We start from the raw sequence: 19,523 nt of genomic DNA, 5'->3' as shown, positions 1-19,523 counted from the left end.
CGGCATGGGGCGCCTGCTCTTCGTCCTGACGGTGGCCCTGATAGGGTGCGCACTGTCCCTGGTCAGCAGCCAGTACAAGGCGCGCAGCCTGTTCGTCGAACTGGAGCGCGCCCAGGCCGTGGCGCGCGACCTGGACGTGGACTGGCGCCGGCTGCAGCTCGAGCAGACCGACCATGCCAAGCACGCGCTGATCGATAACGTGGCCCGCAAGACGCTCAAGATGGAGCCGGTCACGCCCGCGCGCACGATCTACCTGGCGCAGTCGCGCGACGCGCAGAGCGGTCCGGCCCTGCTGCCCTATGGTCCGCCGGGCGTTCCCCTGCCGGCCAAGCCGAAAGCGGGAGGTGCGCGATGAAGCGCCGTGTCCGTTTCTCGTCCGAGAATCCTGTCCTGAACCTGAAGCTGCCGGCGTGGCGGTCGCGCTTCGTGCTGTTCATGCTGTTCGCCGGATTCACGGCGCTGGCCGTGCGCGCGCTGTACCTGCAGGGGCTGTCGAACGAGTTCCTGCAAAAGCAGGGCGAGTCGCGCTATGCCCGTACGCTGGTGCTGCCGGCCTCCCGCGGCAAGATCACCGATCGCAACGGGGTCGTGGTCGCCTCCAGCGTGCCGGCCCGCGCCGTTTGGGCCATTCCCGAGGACGTCAAGGCGCCTCCGGGCACGCTGGCCGAACTGGCCAAGCTGCTGGAGATCCCCCTGCGCGACCTGCAACGCAAGCTGGCCAACGAAGACAAGACCTTCGTCTACCTGAAGCGGCAGGTGCCGGTGGATGTGGCCGAGAAGGTGGCGGCGCTGGGCCTGGACGGCATCCACCAGCAGCGCGAGACGCTGCGCTATTACCCCGAGGGCGAGGTGCTCGGCCATGTGCTGGGTTTCACCAACGTCGAGGACCGCGGGCAGGAAGGCATCGAGCTGGCCTACAATTCCCAGTTGGCTGGCCGCGCGGGCAGCCGCCGGGTCATCAAGGACCGCCTGGGCAGGGTGGTCGAGGACGTGCAGGCGGTGCGCGCGCCCGCCAACGGTCACGACCTGACCCTGTCCATCGATACCCGGGTGCAGTACCTAGTGTTTTCGCAGTTGCAAGAAGCCGTCGAGCGCCACAAGGCCAAGGGTGGCGCCGCCATCGTGGTGGATACCCGCACCGGGGAGATCCTCGCCCTGGCGAACATGCCCACCTACAACCCCAACCACCGCGAGACCCTGACCGGTGCGCGCCTGCGCAACCGGGCGCTGACCGACACCTTCGAGCCGGGCTCGACCATCAAGCCGTTCTCGATCGCGCTGGCGCTGGACCTGGGCCGGGTGCAGCCCTCGACCGTGGTCGACACCGGCGGCGGCCGCATGACCTTCTACGGGCGCACGATTTCGGACACCCACGGCTATGGCAAGCTGGACGTGGCCGGCGTGGTCCAGAAGTCCAGCAACATCGGCACCACCCTGATCTCCCAGCGTATCGAGAACAAGGAGATGTGGGAGAAATACACGGAACTCGGCCTGGGCCAGGCGCCCAAGCTCGATTTCCCCGGCGCGGTTGCGGGCCGCCTGCGGCCCTATGAAAAATGGCGGCCCATCGAGAAGGCGACCATGTCCTACGGCTATGGCCTGTCGGTGTCGCTGGTGCAGATGGCCCACGCCTACACCGCGTTCGCGCGCGACGGCGACACCGTGCCCCTGACCTTCCTGAAGACCGAGCGCCCGCCCGCCGGCACCCGCATCTATTCCTCGAAGACCGCGCGCACCATGCGCCAGATGCTCGAGGCGGTGGTGGGGCCGGGCGGCACGGCCTCGCAGGCACAGGTCATGGGCTATCGCGTGGCCGGCAAGACCGGTACCGCGCGCAAGATCATCAACGGTGCCTACGCCACCAAGTACGTCGCGTCGTTCTCGGGCTTCGCGCCGGTGTCGAATCCGCGCATCGTCGTGGCGGTCATGATCGACGAACCCACGGCGGGCAGCATCTACGGCGGCGCGGTGGCCGGACCGGTGTTCTCCAAGATCACCGGCGGGACGCTGCGCATGCTGGGTGTCGAACCCGACGCGCCGTTCAAGTCGCTCGTCATCCCCGAGCATCCGCTGGAGGACAGCCTGTGACGATGGCGACGTCTCCCGCCTCCATCCTGGAGTGGCTGCGCAAGCATGCCTCTCCAGGTTCGCATTTGCGCCTGGACTCCCGGGCGGTGCAGGCGGGCGACATCTTCCTGGCCTATGCGGGCGCCCGCAGCGACGGCCGCGATTTCATCGGCCAGGCGCTCGAGCGCGGGGCGAGCGCGGTGGTGTTCGAAGACACCATGGCCGACCGCACGGCCGCGCTCAGGCGCAACCTGGCCGAACGGGGCATTCCGGCTCTGCCGGTGGCGGGCCTGAAGGCCGCGCTGGGCATCGTCGCCTCCGGCTGGTATGGCGACCCTTCGCGCGAGATGAAGGTAATCGCCGTCACCGGGACCAACGGCAAGACCTCGTGCACGCAGTGGATCGCGCGCGCGCTGACCGATGGCGGCATGCCCTGCGGCGTGATCGGCACGCTGGGCATCCAGATCCCTGGGCCCGACGGCGGTTCGCGGGCACTGGCCACCGGCCTGACCACGCCGGATGCGGTAGCCCTGCACCGCGCCCTGGCCGACATGCGCCGCGACGGCGTCGCGGCGGTGGCGATCGAGGCGTCGTCGATCGGCATCGCCGAAGGGCGGATGGACGGCCTGCACGTCGACATCGCCGCCTTCACCAACCTGACCCGCGACCATCTGGATTACCACCCCGACATGGCCGCCTACGAGGCCGAGAAGGCGCGGCTGTTTTCGTGGCCGGGCGTGGCCGCGGCGGTGGTGAACCAGGACGACGAGGCCGGCCGGCGGCTGCTCGCCTCGCTCCAGGCCAGCGGCCGGGCCGTGGCGCTGACCGCCTACACGCTGGAGCCGGCGCAGGCCGGCGATGCGGCGCCCCGGGTGCTGCGCGCGTCCGACCTGCATGCCACCGGCAGCGGCATGGTCTTCACCCTGAACTGGCAGGCCCACGCGGTGCAGATCGCCACACCGCTGCTGGGCGAGCACAACGTTTCCAACCTGCTGGCGATGGCGGGCGTGTTGCTTGAGCTCGGATGGAGCGTGCAGCGCGTGTCGTCCGCCCTGTCGTCCGCCCAGCCGGCGGCCGGCCGTCTGCAGGCGGTGCCGGCGCCGGGCCGTGCCCCCGGCGAAAGCGGGCCCCTGGTCGTGGTCGACTACGCGCACACCCCGGACGCCCTGGCGCGCGCGCTCGAGGCCCTCGTGCCGGTGGCGCGCACCCGTGGCGGCCGGCGGATATGCGTATTCGGCTGCGGCGGCGACCGCGATCCCGGCAAGCGGCCGCAGATGGCCCAGGTGGCGTGCGCCCATGCTGATCTCGTCGTGGTGACCAGCGACAATCCCCGCAGCGAGCGGCCCCAGGCCATCATCGACCAGATCCTGGCGGGCGTGGCCGAGGGCTGCCCCGTGCGCGTCCGGCCCGACCGCGCGCTCGCCATCCGGGAAGCCATCGTCCAGGCAGGGCCCGACGACATCATCCTGCTGGCCGGCAAGGGCCACGAGGCCTATCAGGAAATCGACGGCGTTCGCCATCCGTTCTCGGACGTCGAACAGGCCGCGGCCGTCCTGGCCACCTATCGCGCCGAGCCCGCCCCCGGCGGGTTGATGACGGTAGCCGACGCGGCGCAAGCCATGCGGGGCGTCGTGCACGGCGAGGCCGGTGCCGACCGCATGGCGTTCTCCCACGTCGGCAGCGACTCGCGCAACGTGGCCGCCGGCGAGTTGTTCTTCGCCCTGAGCGGCGAGCGTTTCGACGGCCATGCCTACGTGCGCGCGGCGCACGAGGCCGGCGCGGCGGCGGCCGTGGTGCAGCGTCCCGTCGAGGATGCCGGAATGCCGCAGGTCGTCGTGGCCGACACCCGCCGCGCCCTGGGCGACCTGGCGGCCGCCTGGCGCGGACGGTTCGCGATCCCGGTGGTGGGCGTGACCGGCAGCAACGGCAAGACCACCACCAAGGAAATGATCGCCGCCATCTTCGCCGCGCGCCATGGCGTCGACGGCCGGCTGGCGACGCAGGGCAACCTGAACAACGAGATCGGCGTGCCGCTTACGCTGATGCGGCTACGCGATACGCACCGCTGCGCCGTCATCGAACTGGGCATGAATCATCCCGGCGAGATCGCCGAGCTGTCGCGCATCGCCGCTCCCACCGTGGCGCTGGTCAACAACGCCCAGCGCGAGCACCAGGAGTTCATGCACACGGTGGAAGCCGTTGCGCGCGAGAACGGCGCCGTCATCTCGGCCCTGGCGGCCGATGGCGTTGCGGTGTTCCCCGGCGACGACCCCTATACCCCCGTCTGGACCGAACTGGCCGGCGCTCGCCGCTGCCTGCGCTTCGGCCTGTCGGGCGAGGTCGAGGTCACGGCCGCGGACCTGCGGCTGGATGCCTTCGAGACCCGCTTCCAGCTGCGCACGCCCGACGGCCAGGCCGACGTGGCGCTGGCCGCGGCGGGCCTGCACAACGTACGCAATGCCCTGGCCGCCGCCGCCTGCGCGCTGGCGGCGGGCATGGACCTGGAGGTCATCGCCCGCGGCCTGGCCGAGTTCGCGCCGGTCAAGGGCCGCATGCAGCGGCACCGCCTGTCCGGCGGGGCGTTGCTGATCGACGATACCTACAACGCCAACCCCGACTCGGTGCGCGCCGCGATCGACGTGCTGGCCACGCTGCCACGCCCACGGGTGCTGGTGCTGGGCGACATGGGCGAAGTGGGCGACCAGGGCCCGGCCATGCACGCCGAGGTTGGCGCCTATGCCAGGGAACGAGGCATCGACGCGTTGTTCGCGCTGGGCGAGGCGACGCGCGACTCCGTCCAGGCGTTCGGCGCCGGCGGCATGCATGCCGCTGCGGTCGAGCTGGTGGCGCCCGCCGTGATCGCGGCCGGTCCCGCGTCGGTATTGGTGAAGGGCTCGCGTTTCATGCGCATGGAGCGGGTGGTGCAGGCGTTGCAGGCCGGCCCCCCGTCGGATCATTCTTCTATTGGTAATAAGCATGCTGCTTGAACTGGCCCAGTGGTTATCCGAGGATTACCGGGCTTTCTCGGTGTTCAGCTACATCACGTTGCGCGCGGTGCTCGCGTGCGCCACGTCGCTGCTCATCGGCCTGATGGCGGGACCGTGGGTGATCCGCAAGCTCACCGCGCTCAAGATCGGCCAGGCCGTCCGCACCTACGGTCCGGAAACCCACCTGATCAAGAGCGGCACGCCCACCATGGGCGGCGCGCTGATCCTGATCTCCATCGGCGTGTCGACGCTGTTGTGGGCCGACTGGAGCAACCGCTTCGTCTGGGTCGTGCTGCTGGTCACCTTCGGTTTCGGCTGGATAGGCTGGTCGGACGATTACCGCAAAGTCGTGCGGCGGGATCCGGAAGGCATGCCCGCGCGCGAGAAGTTCTTCTGGCAGACGCTGATCGGGCTGGTCGCGTCGGTGTACCTGGCCTTCGCCATTTCGGCGCCGGACGCCGGCGGCACCTGGTCGTTGTTCGTCGACTGGATCTCGGGCGGCTTCGGCTACCACCTGCCGCCGCGCGCCGACCTGATCGTGCCCTTCTTCAAGAGCGTGAGCTATCCGCTGGGCGTGATCGGCTTCATCGCGCTGACCTGGGCGGTCATCGTCGGCAGCAGCAACGCGGTCAACCTGACCGACGGGCTGGACGGCCTGGCCATCATGCCCACCGTCCTGGTGGGCACGGCGCTGGGCGTGTTCGCCTACGTCGTAGGCCGCGTCGACTATTCCCGCTACCTGTTGTTCCCCTACATCCCGGGCGCCTCCGAGCTGATGGTGATCTGCGCCGCCCTGGGCGGCGCGGGGCTGGCTTTCCTGTGGTTCAACGCCTATCCGGCCCAGGTCTTCATGGGCGACGTCGGCGCGCTGGCGCTGGGCGGCGCGCTGGGCACCATGGCGGTGATCGTGCGGCAGGAGATCGTGTTGTTCATCATGGGCGGCGTGTTCGTGGTCGAGACGCTGTCGGTCATCCTGCAGGTGAGCTGGTTCAAGTACACCAAGAAACGCTACGGCCAGGGCCGGCGGATATTCAAGATGGCACCGCTGCACCATCACTTCGAGGTCAGCGGCTGGAAGGAAACCCAGGTCGTCGTCCGGTTCTGGATCATCACCATGATGCTGGTGCTGATCGGACTGGCGACGTTGAAGTTGCGTTGAACCGTGTCGGACGAATCGCTGAACATGCAAACCCCCGTTGAAACCGCCGCGCGAGCGCCGTTCACCCTGGTCCTGGGCCTGGGCGAGTCGGGCGCGGCCGCCGTGCGCTGGTGCGCACGGGCGGACGGGGGCCTGCGCGTGGCCGATTCGCGCGCCGAACCGGCGGGCCTGCAGGCCCTGCGGGAAGCGGCGCCGCATGCCGACTTCCGGCTGGGCGCGGACGCCATGCGGGACAGCGGCGGTACGAGCGTCTTCGATCCCGCCCTGCTGGAAGGCGTCGAGCGCGTCGTCATCAGCCCGGGTCTGCCGCCGCATGCGGCGCCCGCGGGCGATCTGGTCGGCGCCGCGCGCGAGCGCGGGATTCCGGTCATCGGCGAGATCGAACTGTTCGCGCTGGCCCTGGCCGAACTGGCCGCGACCCGCTCGTATGCGCCGCGCGTGCTGGCTGTGACCGGCACCAACGGCAAGACCACCGTCTGCGCGCTGACGGGGCACCTGGTCGAAGCCGCCGGCCGTTCGGTGGCCGTGGCGGGCAACATCAGCCCGGCCGCGCTGACCGCGCTGATCGCCGCGCTGGACGAGGACCGCCTGCCGGACGTCTGGGTGCTGGAACTGTCCAGCTTCCAGCTGGAAACCACGCACAGCCTGCGGCCCGACGCGGGCGCGGTGCTGAACCTGACCCAAGACCACCTGGACTGGCACGGCGACATGCGCGCCTACGGCGCGGCCAAGGCCCGGCTGCTCGCGGCCTCGTCGGTGGCTGTCGTGAACCGCGACGATGCCCAGGTGGCCGCCATGGTCGAGCGGCTGGATGCCGAGCACGTGCGCAGCTTCGGGCGCGAGGCGCCGGTGGCCACGGGCGACCTGGGGCTGGACCACAGCCACGGCGTGGCCTGGCTGGCCGAAGCGGCGGCCGAGGATTTCGACGCGCCGCCGCCCAAGCGCAAGAAGGGCGAGGTCGTGACCCGTCCCGACGGCCGGGTGAACCGCCTTATGCCGGTCGATGCGCTGCTGATCCGGGGCCTGCACAACGCCTTGAACGTCCAGGCGGCGCTGCTGCTGGCGCGCAGCCTGGGGCTGCCCTGGGCGCCGCTGCTGCGCGCGGTGCGAGAGTACCGGGGCGAGCCGCATCGCGTGGAATTCGTGCGCGGCATCGCCGGCGTCGACTTCATCGACGACAGCAAGGGCACCAACGTGGGCGCGACCGTCGCCGCGCTGGAGGGGCTGGGACAGCGCAGCGTGCTGATCGCCGGCGGTGTCGGCAAGGGGCAGGATTTCTCGCCGCTGGCCCGCGCCGTGGCCCTGCATGCGCGCGCCGTGGTGCTGATCGGCCGCGACGGGCCGCTGATCGCCGAGGCGCTGAAGGACGCCGGCGTGCCGCTGGCCACCGGCCACGACCTGAACGCCGCCGTGCGCACCGCCCTGGATCTGGCGCAGCCGGGCGATGCCGTGCTGCTGTCGCCGGCCTGCGCCAGCTTCGACATGTTCCGCGACTACAAGCACCGCGCCGACCAGTTCGTCGACGCCGTGCAGTCCCTCGCGGCCGACCGGGGGGAGGTGTAGCCCGATGAGCCTGTTCGCCGAACTGACCGGTAGCGTCAACGCCGTGCGGCCCAGCCGCACGCGGATGCTGAATTACGACGCCGCGCTCGTCACCTCGGCCCTGTCGCTGCTGCTGATCGGGCTGGTCATGGTGTATTCCGCGTCGGTCACGCTGTCCGACTCGCCCAAGTTCGCCAACTACGGCAACTACTATTTCCTGATCCGCCATGCGTTGTACCTGGCGCTGGGGGTGGTGGTGGCCGCGGCCACGTTCACCATCCGCATGGACGTGTGGCAGAAGTTCTCGATGCCCGTGTTCGGCGTGGCGCTGTTCCTGCTGGTGGCGGTGCTGATTCCCGGCATCGGCAAGGAAGTGAACGGTTCGCATCGCTGGCTGCCGCTGGGCTTCGTCAACTTCCAGCCCTCCGAGCTGATGAAGCTGGCCGTGCTGATCTATGCCGCCGACTATACGGTGCGCAAGCAGGCCTACATGCAGAATTTCGTGCGCGGCTTCCTGCCCATGGCCTGCGCGATGGCCGCCACGGGCCTCTTGCTGCTGCTCGAGCCCGATCTGGGCGCCTTCGTGGTCATCGTCGCGATCTCGATGGGCATCCTGTTTCTGGGCGGCATCAACGGCAAGCTGTTCGGCGGCCTGACCGCCGTGCTGGTGTCGACCTTCCTGCTGCTGATCTGGGCCGCGCCCTGGCGGCGCGAGCGGCTGTTCGCCTACCTGGATCCCTGGACCGAGGTCAACGCGCTCGGCAAGGCCTACCAGCTGTCGCATTCGCTGATCGCCTTCGGCCGCGGCGAGTGGTTCGGCGTGGGGCTGGGCGCCAGCGTGGAGAAGCTGCACTACCTGCCGGAGGCGCACACCGACTTCCTGCTGGCCGTGATCGGCGAGGAACTGGGTTTCGTCGGCGTGCTGGTGGTGATCACGCTGTTCTTCGTGATCGTGCGCCGGGGCTTCGAGATCGGCCGCCAGGCCATCGCCATGGACCGCGTGTTCAGCGGCCTCGTCGCCAAGGGCGTGGTGCTGTGGATAGGCGTGCAGGCGCTGATCAACATGGGCGTGAACCTGGGGCTCCTGCCGACCAAGGGCCTGACGCTGCCTTTCATGAGCTTCGGCGGCTCGGGCATCATCGCCAACATGGCGGCGCTGGCCGTCCTGATGCGCGTGGACTACGAGAACCGCATCCTGATGCGCGGAGGGCGCCTATGAACGCGCCGCGCACGCTGATGGTCATGGCCGGCGGTACCGGCGGCCACATCATGCCGGGGCTGGCGGTAGCCGGCGCGCTGCGCGCGCGCGGTTGGAACGTGGTCTGGATGGGCAACCCGGACGCCATGGAGGGCCGGCTGGTGCCGCCCCAGGGCATTCCGATGGCGCCCGTGCGTTTCTCCGGCGTGCGGGGCAAGGGCCCGGCCACGCTGCTCAAGCTGCCGTTCACGCTGGCCCGTGCCGCGGCCCAGGCGTTGTCGGCGCTGCGCCGCCATCGTCCCGACGTGGTGCTCGGCATGGGCGGCTATGTGGCGCTGCCCGGCGGGCTGATGGCGCGCCTGCGCGGCACGCCGCTGGTGGTGCACGAACAGAACTCCGTGGCCGGCATGACCAATCGTGTGCTGGCGCGCTGGGCCAGCAAGGTGCTGACAGCCTTCCCCGGCGCCTTGCCCGGCGAGCTGACCGGTAATCCCGTCCGGCCCGAGGTGGCCGCCGTGGCGCCGCCGGCCGAACGCTTCGCCGGCCACGCCGGTCCGCTGCGCCTGCTGGTCGTGGGCGGCAGCCTGGGCGCGCAGGCGCTCAACAGCACCGTGCCCGCCGCCCTGGCGATGCTGCCGGCGGACGCGCGTCCGCAGGTGGTGCACCAGGCGGGCGAGAAACACATCGACGAACTGCGCACCGCGTATGCCCGGGCGGGGGTCGACGCCGACTGCCGCGCGTTCATCGCCGACATGGCGTCCGCCTATGCCGAGGCCGACCTGGTCATCTGCCGGTCCGGCGCGATGACGGTGGCCGAGGTCTGCGCGGCGGGCGTGGCGGCCCTGTTCGTGCCGTTTCCCCACGCGGTGGACGATCACCAGACCACCAATGCCAAGTATTTGAGCGATGCGCAGGCCGGATGGCTGCAGCCGCAATCGGCCCTGACGGCCGACTGGCTGGCCGGCTGGCTGCGCCAACGCACACGGGCCGAACTGGCCGAAACCGCGACCCGCGCGCGAGCGCTGGCGCATCCGTTCGCTACCGAGCGGATCGCCGACATCTGCGAGGCGGCGGCGCGACGCTGATACATCATGAGACATCGAATCCGACACATCCATTTCGTTGGCATAGGCGGCTCCGGCATGAGCGGGATCGCCGAGGTGCTGTTGAACCTCGGCTACCGCATCAGCGGCTCCGACCTGGCCGACAGCGCCACCACCCGCCGGCTGGCGGAGCTGGGCGCGCACATCACGCAGGGCCACAGCGCCGACAACGTCGAGGGCGTGGACGCCATCGTCACGTCCACCGCGGTCGCGGGCAACAACCCGGAAGTGATCGCCGCGCGCAACAAGCGCATCCCCGTCGTGCCGCGCGCCGTCATGCTGGCCGAGCTGATGCGCCTGAAGCGCGGCATCGCGGTGGCGGGTACGCACGGCAAGACCACCACCACCAGCCTGATCGCCAGCGTGCTGGCGGCCGGCGGGCTGGATCCGACCTTCGTCATCGGCGGCCGCCTGAATTCGGCGGGCGCCAACGCCAAGCTGGGGCAGGGCGAGTTCATCGTGGTCGAGGCCGACGAGTCGGACGCCTCGTTCCTGAACCTGCTGCCGGTCATGTCGGTGATCACCAACATCGACGCCGACCACATGGATACCTACGGCCACGATTTCGCGCGGCTCAAGAGCGCGTTCGTGGAATTCACGCAGCGGATGCCGTTCTACGGCACCGCGGTGCTGTGTATCGACGACGCCAACGTGCGCGAGGTCCTGCCCTTCGTGTCGCGGCCGGTCACGACCTACGGTTTTTCCGCCGATGCCCAGGTGCGGGCGACCGAGGTCCACACCGACGGCCCGCGCATGTGCTTCACCGTCAGGCGGCGCGACCGGCAGGTCGAACTGCCGCCGCTGGACATCACCTTGAACCTGCCCGGCGAGCACAACGTGCGTAATGCGCTGGCCACCATCGCGGTGGCGACCGAGCTGGGCGTGCCGGATGACGCCATCCGCGAGGCGCTGGCGGCGTTCAAGGGCGTCAATCGCCGCTTTACGCAGGCGGGAGTGTTCCCGGTGAAGGCCGAACACGGTGGCGGCAGCTTCACGCTGATCGACGACTACGGCCATCACCCGGTGGAAATGGCCGCCACGCTGGCAGCGGCGCGCGGCGCCTATCCGCGGCAGCGCATCGTGCTGGCGTTCCAGCCCCATCGTTACACACGCACACGGGATTGCTTCGAGGATTTCGTCAAAGTGCTGGGTACGGCCGATGCGCTGCTGCTGGCCGAGGTCTATGCGGCGGGCGAGCCGCCCATCGTGGCGGCGGACGGCCGCTCGCTGGCCCGCGCCGTGCGCGTGGCCGGAAAGGTCGAGCCGGTGTTCGTCGAGGACATCGCCGACATGCCGCAGACCATCGCGGATTTCGCGCGCGACGGCGATGTCGTCATCGCGATGGGCGCCGGCTCCATCGGCAGCATGCCGGCAAGAATGGGAGCGCTGTTCGCTCCAGCATCGGATCAGGAAGGGACAGGGCAATGAGCGCGCAATTCGGCAAGGTCGGTGTGTTGTACGGCGGGAAGTCCGCCGAGCGCGACGTGTCCATCATGTCGGGCACCGGCGTGCACAAGGCCCTGCGCAGCGCGGGCGTCCAGGCTCACCTGTTCGACACCGGCGTGCGCTCGCTGGCCGAGCTGGCCGAGGAACGCTTCGACCGCGTCTTCATCGCCCTGCATGGACGCTATGGCGAGGACGGCACGATCCAGGGCGCGCTGGAACTGCTGCGTGTCCCCTATACCGGCAGCGGGCCGCTGGCCTCCGCGCTGGCCATGGACAAGACCATGACCAAGCGCATCTGGGTCCACGAAGGGCTGCCCACGCCGCGCTTCGAGACCCTGGACCGCCAGTCCGACCTGGCCGCGGTGGCCGCGCGCCTGGGCCTGCCGCTGATCGTCAAGCCACCGCACGAGGGATCCACCATAGGCGTGACCAAGGTCACGGACCTGGCCGGCATGCGCGCGGCCTACGACCTGGCGGCCGAGTACGACGAGCACGTCCTGGCCGAAGCCTTCATCCAGGGCCGCGAGCTGACCGTGGCCGTGCTGGGAACCGGCGCCTCGGCGCGGGCCCTGCCGGTGGTCGAGATCGTGGCGCCCGAAGGCAACTACGACTACGAACACAAGTATTTCACCGACGACACCCGCTACCTGTGCCCCGCGCAGTTGCCGCCCGCGGTCACCCAGCGCGTCCAGGAAATCAGCGAGGCCGCGTATCGCGTCCTGGGCTGCGAAGGCTGGGGGCGGGTGGACGTGATGCTGGACGCCGACAACCAACCCTATCTGCTGGAGGTCAATACTTCGCCCGGCATGACCGGCCATTCCCTGGTGCCGATGGCGGCCGCCGCCGACGGCATGAACTATGAAACCCTGTGCGTGGAGATCCTGAAGGACGCCCGCTGCAAGGTTTCAGGCCGGTCTTCGTAAGAGATTGAATCGGACACTCTGTGTGGAACGACTCCCGTACCCTGAACCTCATCGCCAATACCCTGTACCTCGCCGCGGCGCTGGTGCTGACGGCGTGCGCGCTGCTGTGGCTGGCGCAGCGACCGGTATTCGCGTTGCAGACGATCTGGATCGAGGCCGAGGACGGCACGCTCCAGCATGTGACGCCGGCCAGCGTGCATCCGGCCATCGCCGGCCGGCTGACGGGCAACTTCTTTACCGCCAACCTGGAGCAGATGCGCCAGGTGTTCGAGACGGTGCCCTGGGTGCGGCAGGCCTCGCTGCGCAGGCAATGGCCCAATTCGCTGGTCGTGACCATACAGGAGCACCAGCCGCTGGGGCTGTGGAACGAGAACCGCTTGCTCAACACCTACGGCGAATCGTTCACCGCCAATCTGGGCGAGGCCGAGGACGACCGCCAACTGCCGATCTTCGGCGGCCCGGAGGGCTCGGAGAAGCTGGTGGCGCAGCGCTACGCCGAACTGACGCGCTGGTTCGCGCCGGTCAAGCTCGATCCGCTGCGGGTGGTGCTGACGCCCCGCTACGCCTGGCAGGTGGAGCTGTCCAACGGCGCGATCATCGACCTGGGACGCGAGCCGACCACCGCGCCCGGCACGGACACCGCATCGCTGGAATCCCGCGTGCAGCGCTTCGTGCAGGCGATTCCGGTGATCGAGTCGCGCATCGGCAAGCTGGAACATGCGGACCTGCGCTATCCGAACGGCTTCGCGGTCACCACCGCCCGGCCGCCGGCCAGCGCCAAACCGAATCCAAGGAAACCTGCATCAACCATGCAACCTAACCAGAAAAGACCATGACTCGTGAAACCAAGGATCTGATCGTTGCCCTCGACATCGGCACCAGCAAGGTGGTGGCGGTCGTGGCCGAGATGCTGCCTGAAGGGCGCTTCGAAGTGCTCGGTCTCGGGCAGCATGAGTCGCGCGGCATGCGCAAGGGCGTGGTCGTCAACATCGAGACCACGGTCAACTCCATCCAGCGCGCGCTGGAGGAGGCCGAGCTCATGGCCGACTGCAAGATCCGGGACGTCTTCACGGGTATCGCCGGCAGCCACATCCGCAGCTTCAATTCCAGCGGCATGGTGGCGATCAAGGACAAGGAAGTCACCGCCACCGACGTGGCGCGCGTCATCGAGACCGCCAAGGCCATCAACATCCCGACCGATCAGCAGGTGCTGCACGTGCTGACGCAGGAGTTCATCGTCGACGGCCAGGAAGACATCCGCGAGCCCATCGGCATGAGCGGGATACGCCTGGAAGTGCGGGTGCACATCGTGACCGGCGCGGTCAGCGCGGCCCAGAACATCGTCAAGTGCGTGCGCCGCTGCGGCCTGGAAGTGCAGGACCTGATCCTGCAGCCGCTGGCCTCGAGCCTGGCCTGCCTGACGCCCGACGAAAAGGAACTGGGCGTGGCCCTGGTGGACATCGGCGGCGGCACGACCGACATCGCCATTTTCACCGGCGGCGCGATCCGCCACACCGCGGTCATTCCGATTGCCGGCGACCAGATCACCGGCGACGTCGCCGCGGCGCTGCGCACGCCCACGCCCGATGCCGAAGAGATCAAGCTGCGCTACGGCGTGGCCAAGCAGGTGCTGGCCAGCCCCGACGAACGCATCGAGGTGCCCGGGCTGGGCGACCGCGGGCCGCGCCAGTTGTCGCGCCAGGCGCTGGGCGCCGTGATCGAGCCGCGGGTCGAGGAACTGTTCACCTTCGTGCAGCAGGTGATCCGCGAGTCGGGCTACGACGAGCTGCTGTCGTCGGGCATCGTGCTGACCGGCGGCACCTCGCAGATGCCCGGCGTGGTGGAACTGGCCGAGGACATCTTCCTGAAGCCCGTGCGCCTGGGCGTGCCCGAATACACCGGCAGCCTGGCGGACGTGGTCCGCAGCCCGCGCTTCTCGACCGTGATGGGCCTTTTGGCCGAGGCCCGGCTGCAGCGCGTGCGCGGCCGCAAGGTGGCGCAGCAGACCGGAAATGTCACACAGGTTTTCTCTCGTATGAAAGAGTGGTTCCTGGGGAATTTTTGAAGCGATCCCCCGTCGCATACGTTGCCCGAATCGTGCAGTCCTTCGCAGTCCGATGAAGCAGTGCCCGTTCTTTGAGTCCGTGCAGTTGCAGGTCCAGAGTATCCAGCAGTCCGTTCAAACCAGTTTTTTTATTTGAGTCGAGGAGGTGCGTGACCGGGGAAGGTGAAACGTGAAGCGCGATCCCAAGGCGGGGTCAGTCAGATGGTCGATTCCGGCCCGATCACATTTCACATTTCACATTTCCCAGCCGCCACTTATCCGCCAGAACCCCCGGAGGTCATTATGAAATTCGAAATGCTAGACACCGATACCCGTGGAACGGTCATCAAGGTGGTGGGTGTGGGCGGCGCCGGCGGCAACGCCGTTGCTCACATGATCCGTCGCGGCGTGCAGGGCGTGGAGTTCATCTGCGCCAACACCGACATGCAGGCGCTGTCGCATACCAACGCGCCGGTGCAGATCCGCCTGGGCCGCAGCGGCCTGGGCGCCGGCGCCAAGCCCGAGCAGGGCCGCGCCGCCGCCGAGACCGCCCGCGAAGAAATCCGCGACGCGCTGCAGGGCGCCAACATGGTGTTCATCACCGCCGGCATGGGCGGCGGCACCGGTACCGGTGCCGGCCCGGTGGTGGCCGAGGTCGCCAAGGAACTCGGCATCCTGACGGTGGCCGTGGTGACCAAGCCCTTCAACTTCGAAGGCAGCAAGCGCATGCGCATGGCCGAGGAAGGCATCGACGCCCTGACGGAGCACGTGCATTCGCTGATCGTCGTGCTGAACGAGAACCTGTACGAACTGCTGGGCGAAGACGCCACGCAGGAAGACTGCTTCAAGTCCGCCGACGACATCCTGCACAACGCCTGCGCCGGCATCGCCGAGATCATCAACGTGGACGGCAACGTCAACGTCGACTTCGAAGACGTCAAGACCATCATGAGCGAGCAGGGCAAGGCCATGATGGGCACCGGCATCGCCAGCGGCGTGGACCGCGCCCGCGTGGCGTCCGAGCAGGCCATCGCGTGCCCGCTGCTGGAAGGCATCGACCTGAACGGCGCCCGCGGCGTGCTGGTCAACATCACCGCCAGCCGTTCGCTGAAGATGCGCGAGACCCGCGAGATCATGGACACCATCCGCAGCTACGCCGCGGAAGACGCCACCGTGATCTTCGGCGTGTCGTACGACGATGCGATGGGCGAAGACCTGCGCGTCACCGTCGTGGCGACCGGCCTGGGCCGCACCAAGGCCAAGCCGCAGCTGGTGCAGAACACCATGCAGCAACTGCGCACGGGCACGGACAACGTCCCGGCCTACAACGCCCAGGCGGGTGGCACCAACTACCACGACTACGACACGCCCACGGTCTTCCGCAACCCGCGGGATGCGTCGATGCGCGTGCAGGCGCTGGAAAGCTCGGGCATGGAGCACCTGGACATCCCGGCGTTCCTGCGCAAGCAGGCGGACTGACAGGCCGATAGACCCCCTCTGCGCGCTGACGCGTTCCCCCAGGAAACCGCGGATCTGGCTTAGCCAGTCCGCCGGTTTCGCCCCCTGGGGGGCGCGCGTAGCGCGTAGGGGGGGTATTTTTATTTGTTGCTTTGCTTGGGAGGGCGGCGGCGCGGGCCTATACTGCCCATCCGGTGTTTTTCCCTTCCATACAAGGAGTCTTCCATGACCATCAAAGTAGGCGATCGCGTCCCCGACGGTACCCTGACCGAGTTCATCGCCGTGGAGACCGAGGGCTGCTCGCTCGGCCCCAACGCGTTCCAGGTCGCGGATCTGGTCAAGGGCAAGAAGATTGCCGTGTTTGCCGTGCCGGGCGCCTTCACGCCCACCTGCTCGGCCAAGCACGTGCCCAGCTACCTGCAGAACCATGACGCCCTGAAGGCCAAGGGCGTGGACGAGATCTGGTGCGTGGCCACCAACGACGCGTTCGTGATGGGTGCCTGGGCCAAGGACCAGGGCAGCCAGGGCAAGGTCCGCATGCTGGCCGACGGTTCGGCCAAGTGGACCAAGGCGCTGGGCCTGGAGTTCGACCTGACCGAGCGTGGCATGGGCGTGCGTTCGCAGCGCTATTCCATGCTGCTGGACGACGGCGCCGTCAAGGTGCTGAACGTCGAGGCGCCCGGCAAGTACGAAATCAGCGACGCGGAAACCTTGCTCAAGCAGCTGTAATTCCGTTTCCGGCACGGCCGCGGCACGGTGTGCGCGGCCGTATCGGAACCTGTGGCGTCCGACCCGCTCTAACACGGAAACGTTACAATATAGTATTAACCCGGATTCCTAGCCGCCATGCTTTGCCAGCGCACAATAAAAAGCGTCACTCGAACCACCGGAGTCGGTCTGCATTCCGGGCGGCGCGTCGAGATCACGCTGCGTCCGGCGGCGCCCAATACCGGCATCGTCTTCCACCGCATCGACCTGCCCGAACCCGTCGACCTGCCCGCTTCCGCGATGGCCGTCGGCGACACGCGCATGGCGTCGGTGCTGCAGCAGGGGGACGTGCGGGTCTCCACCGTCGAACACCTGATGTCCGCCTGCGCGGGCCTGGGCATCGACAATCTGCACGTGGACCTGACGGCCGAGGAAGTGCCCATCATGGACGGCAGCGCGGGTACCTTCGTGTTCCTGCTGCAATCGGCGGGCATCGAGGAACAGAACGCGGCCAAGGAATTCATCCGGGTGCTGGAGCCGGTCGAAGTGCGCGAGGGCGAAGGCGCCTCCGCCAAATGGGCTCGGCTCGAACCCTATGACGGCTTCTCGCTGGCCTTCTCCATCGACTTCCACCATCCGGCCATCGATGCCACGTCGAATTTCGCCGAAATCGACTTCGCCAAGCATTCCTACATCAAGGAAATCGCGCGCGCCCGCACCTTCGGTTTCATGCAGGACGTGGAAAACCTCCGCGCCGCGGGCCTGGCGCGCGGCGGCAGCCTGGACAATGCCATTGTGATGGACGAATTCCGCGTCCTGAACAGCGATGGGCTCCGCTACGACGACGAGTTCGTCAAGCACAAGATCCTGGACGCCATCGGCGACCTGTACCTGGTGGGCAAGCCCCTGATCGCCCGCTACGTGGCCCACAAGTCGGGCCACGGCATGAACAACCAGCTCGTGCGCGCCCTGCTGGAGCGCCGCCACGCCTGGGAACTGGCCACCTTCGAATCGAAGTCGGTCGCCCCCCAAGCCTTCCGCGAAGACTGGGTGACCGTGTGACCCCCCCTACGCCCTTACGGGCGCCCCCCAGGGGGCGAAACCGGCGGACTGGCAAAGCCAGATCCGCGGTTTCCTGGGTCTAGGGAAACCACCTTGAACTGAATCACCGGTGCTACCGCTGGCAGCCAGCGATAGCAACAATGCTACGCCCCAAGACAGCGGTACTAGACCCAGGATGCGGTGGATCCGGCTTTGCCGGTCCACCCGCATCGCCCCCTGGGGGGCGCGCGTCAGCGCGTAGGGGGGGGTAACCTCTTTTTCAGTTCGGCCAGGGTCTGGGTGCCCAGCTCGGTGGCCTGGCGAGTCGGGGCCCGCGGGGCCGGGCGGGACAATTCGGTCTCTTCCAGGCGGGTAAGCGTTGCTTGAACGCGGACGGCGATTCCGTTAACCTGCCACCCTTGCTTTTCCAAGGCCGCCACCAGCCGGGGCGCCAGCTGGCGCAGTTTGGCCGAATGGGCCGCGGCCGGTACGCCCAGCGTCAATTGGCCATCCTCGAAGCGCAGCACGTGGCAGGCTGGGCCCAGGGGCGCGGGCAGGGCGGCGCAGACCTGGCGTTGCAGGTCCAGCAGGCGGCGGGCGGTGCCCAGCAGGCTGGCACCCTTGCCGTCACGTCCCAGGCACGCCAGCGTGGCGGTGTACTGCGCGGGATCTGCCTGGGTCTGCGGCTTGCGCCGCTTCCGGAAGGGCGCGGCGGGCCGGGTACGAAAAGTTTCGATCACGAACTCCCTGGAGTCTCGGGAACATTCAAGAGGATACGGGGCGCCGAGCAAGGCGCGTCTCTCACGCCAGGAGGCACGTTCCGTGCAGATCATCATAGTGCATCCGCGCCTGTCCGAGGCGAGGACGCTGACCATAACCCCCCGTTTCGCCGCGGGGATGATCGCCGCAATCGGTGCCGCCCTGATTCTCGGGGCCGTACTGTTGAATTACGCCGCGTCCGGCATCGCCTGGCCCTGGAGCGATTCCGGCCTGTCCGAGCGCAGCCGCGAAGAAGCCCGCCAGCAGGCGGTGCTGCGCGAGAACATCAACCTGCTCGCCAAGCGCGTGGGTGAAATGCAGGCCAAGCTGATGCAGCTCGATGCGCTGGGCGAGCGCGTCGCCGGCCTGGCGGGGGTGTCCCCGGCGTTTTCCGCCAAGGGCGTGCCGGGCCGCGGCGGGCTGCTGGTGTCGCCGCAGCCCATGTCGCCCCAGGACGTCAGCTCCGAACTCGATCATCTCGAAGCCCAACTGGCCGAGCGCTCCGACTATCTCAGCGTCCTGGACGCGCAATTGACGACCCTGTCGGTGCGCAAGGCCATGACGCCCACCGTCATGCCCGTCACGCAGGGGTACAACGGTTCCTCGTTCGGCTGGCGGGTCGATCCCTTCACCGGTACGCGCTCCCTGCACGAAGGGGTGGATTTCTCCGCGCCGTCGGGCACTTCCATCGTGGCGGCGGCGGGCGGCGTCGTGCAGGTGGCCGAATTCCATTCCGGCTACGGCTACATGATAGACATCGACCACGGCAATGACCTGGTCACCCGCTATGCCCATGCGTCGAAGCTGCTGGTCAAGCCGGGCGACCTGGTCAAGCGCGGCCAGCGCATCGCCGCCGTCGGCAGCACCGGCCGCTCCACCGGCTCCCACCTGCATTTCGAGGTGCGGCTGGGCGGCGTCGCCGTCAACCCCAACAACTTCCTGACCCACGGCCCCGGCAAACAGCCCGTCGAACCGTTCTCCAAGGTCGTCACCCTGCCAGCCCCCGGACCGCTGGACTAGAGAGAGGCCCCCCTACGCGCTGACGCGCGCCCTGGATGGTGAGCCCCCAGCCGCTACGCGGCGGCCCC

General features: G+C 68.5%; 16 protein-coding genes. 15 read left to right on the top strand and 1 reads right to left on the bottom strand.

Going from position 1 to position 19,523, the window contains the following annotated elements:
• The first annotated feature begins 4 nt into the window (after positions 1-4).
• The 14 genes from ftsL (at position 5) to lpxC (ending at position 17,697) form a co-directional block, all read left to right on the top strand.
• Complete coding sequence (gene ftsL, locus EGT29_RS23395; protein ID WP_124691239.1) at positions 5-355, top strand: cell division protein FtsL; 351 nt, start codon at positions 5-7, stop codon at positions 353-355.
• On the top strand, positions 352-2,088 hold the full coding sequence (locus EGT29_RS23390) for a penicillin-binding protein 2 (RefSeq protein WP_124691238.1): 1,737 nt from the start codon (positions 352-354) through the stop codon (positions 2,086-2,088). Before ftsL ends, EGT29_RS23390 begins: the two co-directional genes overlap by 4 nt.
• 2 nt (positions 2,089-2,090) lie before the next feature.
• Positions 2,091-5,054, top strand: coding sequence for a bifunctional UDP-N-acetylmuramoyl-L-alanyl-D-glutamate--2,6-diaminopimelate ligase MurE/UDP-N-acetylmuramoyl-tripeptide--D-alanyl-D-alanine ligase MurF (murF, locus tag EGT29_RS23385; RefSeq protein WP_124691237.1), 2,964 nt, complete (start codon positions 2,091-2,093; stop codon positions 5,052-5,054).
• Positions 5,044-6,213: a phospho-N-acetylmuramoyl-pentapeptide-transferase gene (gene mraY / locus EGT29_RS23380; protein WP_087841735.1), complete on the top strand. Its 1,170-nt coding sequence runs from the start codon at positions 5,044-5,046 to the stop codon at positions 6,211-6,213. Before murF ends, mraY begins: the two co-directional genes overlap by 11 nt.
• 24 nt (positions 6,214-6,237) lie before the next feature.
• Complete coding sequence (gene murD, locus EGT29_RS23375) at positions 6,238-7,776, top strand: UDP-N-acetylmuramoyl-L-alanine--D-glutamate ligase (RefSeq protein ID WP_124691236.1); 1,539 nt, start codon at positions 6,238-6,240, stop codon at positions 7,774-7,776.
• A 4-nt stretch (positions 7,777-7,780) separates the two neighbouring features.
• On the top strand, positions 7,781-8,974 hold the full coding sequence (gene ftsW, locus EGT29_RS23370; RefSeq protein WP_124691235.1) for a putative lipid II flippase FtsW: 1,194 nt from the start codon (positions 7,781-7,783) through the stop codon (positions 8,972-8,974).
• Positions 8,971-10,038: an undecaprenyldiphospho-muramoylpentapeptide beta-N-acetylglucosaminyltransferase gene (murG, locus tag EGT29_RS23365; RefSeq protein ID WP_124691234.1), complete on the top strand. Its 1,068-nt coding sequence runs from the start codon at positions 8,971-8,973 to the stop codon at positions 10,036-10,038. The genes ftsW and murG overlap by 4 nt, the downstream gene beginning before the upstream one ends.
• Positions 10,039-10,044: 6 nt before the next feature.
• Entirely contained in the window at positions 10,045-11,484 is a 1,440-nt protein-coding gene (murC, locus tag EGT29_RS23360; protein WP_124691233.1) for a UDP-N-acetylmuramate--L-alanine ligase, read from the top strand.
• The gene (locus tag EGT29_RS23355; RefSeq protein WP_124691232.1) at positions 11,481-12,425 is read left to right on the top strand and encodes a D-alanine--D-alanine ligase; all 945 of its coding nucleotides are present in this window, start codon (positions 11,481-11,483) and stop codon (positions 12,423-12,425) included. The genes murC and EGT29_RS23355 overlap by 4 nt, the downstream gene beginning before the upstream one ends.
• A 20-nt stretch (positions 12,426-12,445) precedes the next feature.
• Positions 12,446-13,261: a cell division protein FtsQ/DivIB gene (locus EGT29_RS23350; protein WP_124691231.1), complete on the top strand. Its 816-nt coding sequence runs from the start codon at positions 12,446-12,448 to the stop codon at positions 13,259-13,261.
• Positions 13,258-14,490: a cell division protein FtsA gene (gene ftsA, locus EGT29_RS23345; RefSeq protein WP_087841729.1), complete on the top strand. Its 1,233-nt coding sequence runs from the start codon at positions 13,258-13,260 to the stop codon at positions 14,488-14,490. The genes EGT29_RS23350 and ftsA overlap by 4 nt, the downstream gene beginning before the upstream one ends.
• A 279-nt stretch (positions 14,491-14,769) precedes the next feature.
• Positions 14,770-15,948, top strand: a complete 1,179-nt coding sequence (ftsZ, locus tag EGT29_RS23340) for a cell division protein FtsZ (protein ID WP_124692488.1) — start codon at positions 14,770-14,772, stop codon at positions 15,946-15,948.
• A gap of 204 nt (positions 15,949-16,152) precedes the next feature.
• Positions 16,153-16,656, top strand: a complete 504-nt coding sequence (locus tag EGT29_RS23335; protein WP_124691230.1) for a peroxiredoxin — start codon at positions 16,153-16,155, stop codon at positions 16,654-16,656.
• Between the two features lie 117 nt (positions 16,657-16,773).
• On the top strand, positions 16,774-17,697 hold the full coding sequence (lpxC, locus tag EGT29_RS23330; RefSeq protein WP_124691229.1) for a UDP-3-O-acyl-N-acetylglucosamine deacetylase: 924 nt from the start codon (positions 16,774-16,776) through the stop codon (positions 17,695-17,697).
• Positions 17,698-17,927: 230 nt separating this feature from the next.
• On the opposite strand, the gene EGT29_RS23325 is transcribed toward lpxC, so the two are convergent.
• Complete coding sequence (locus EGT29_RS23325; RefSeq protein ID WP_161567931.1) at positions 17,928-18,416, bottom strand: DciA family protein; 489 nt, start codon at positions 18,414-18,416, stop codon at positions 17,928-17,930.
• Between the two features lie 82 nt (positions 18,417-18,498).
• Between EGT29_RS23325 and EGT29_RS23320 the strand changes: the two genes are divergently transcribed.
• Positions 18,499-19,455 (top strand): M23 family metallopeptidase, encoded by a 957-nt coding sequence (locus EGT29_RS23320; protein WP_124691227.1) that lies wholly within the window; start codon positions 18,499-18,501, stop codon positions 19,453-19,455.
• The last annotated feature ends 68 nt before the right edge of the window (positions 19,456-19,523 follow it).

The sequence above is a fragment of the Pigmentiphaga sp. H8 genome (genome assembly GCF_003854895.1).
Taxonomy (GTDB): Bacteria; Pseudomonadota; Gammaproteobacteria; order Burkholderiales; family Burkholderiaceae_B; genus Pigmentiphaga.
The sequence above is the reverse complement of the archived record's forward strand: the minus strand, read 5'-3'. Positions and strand labels throughout refer to the sequence as shown.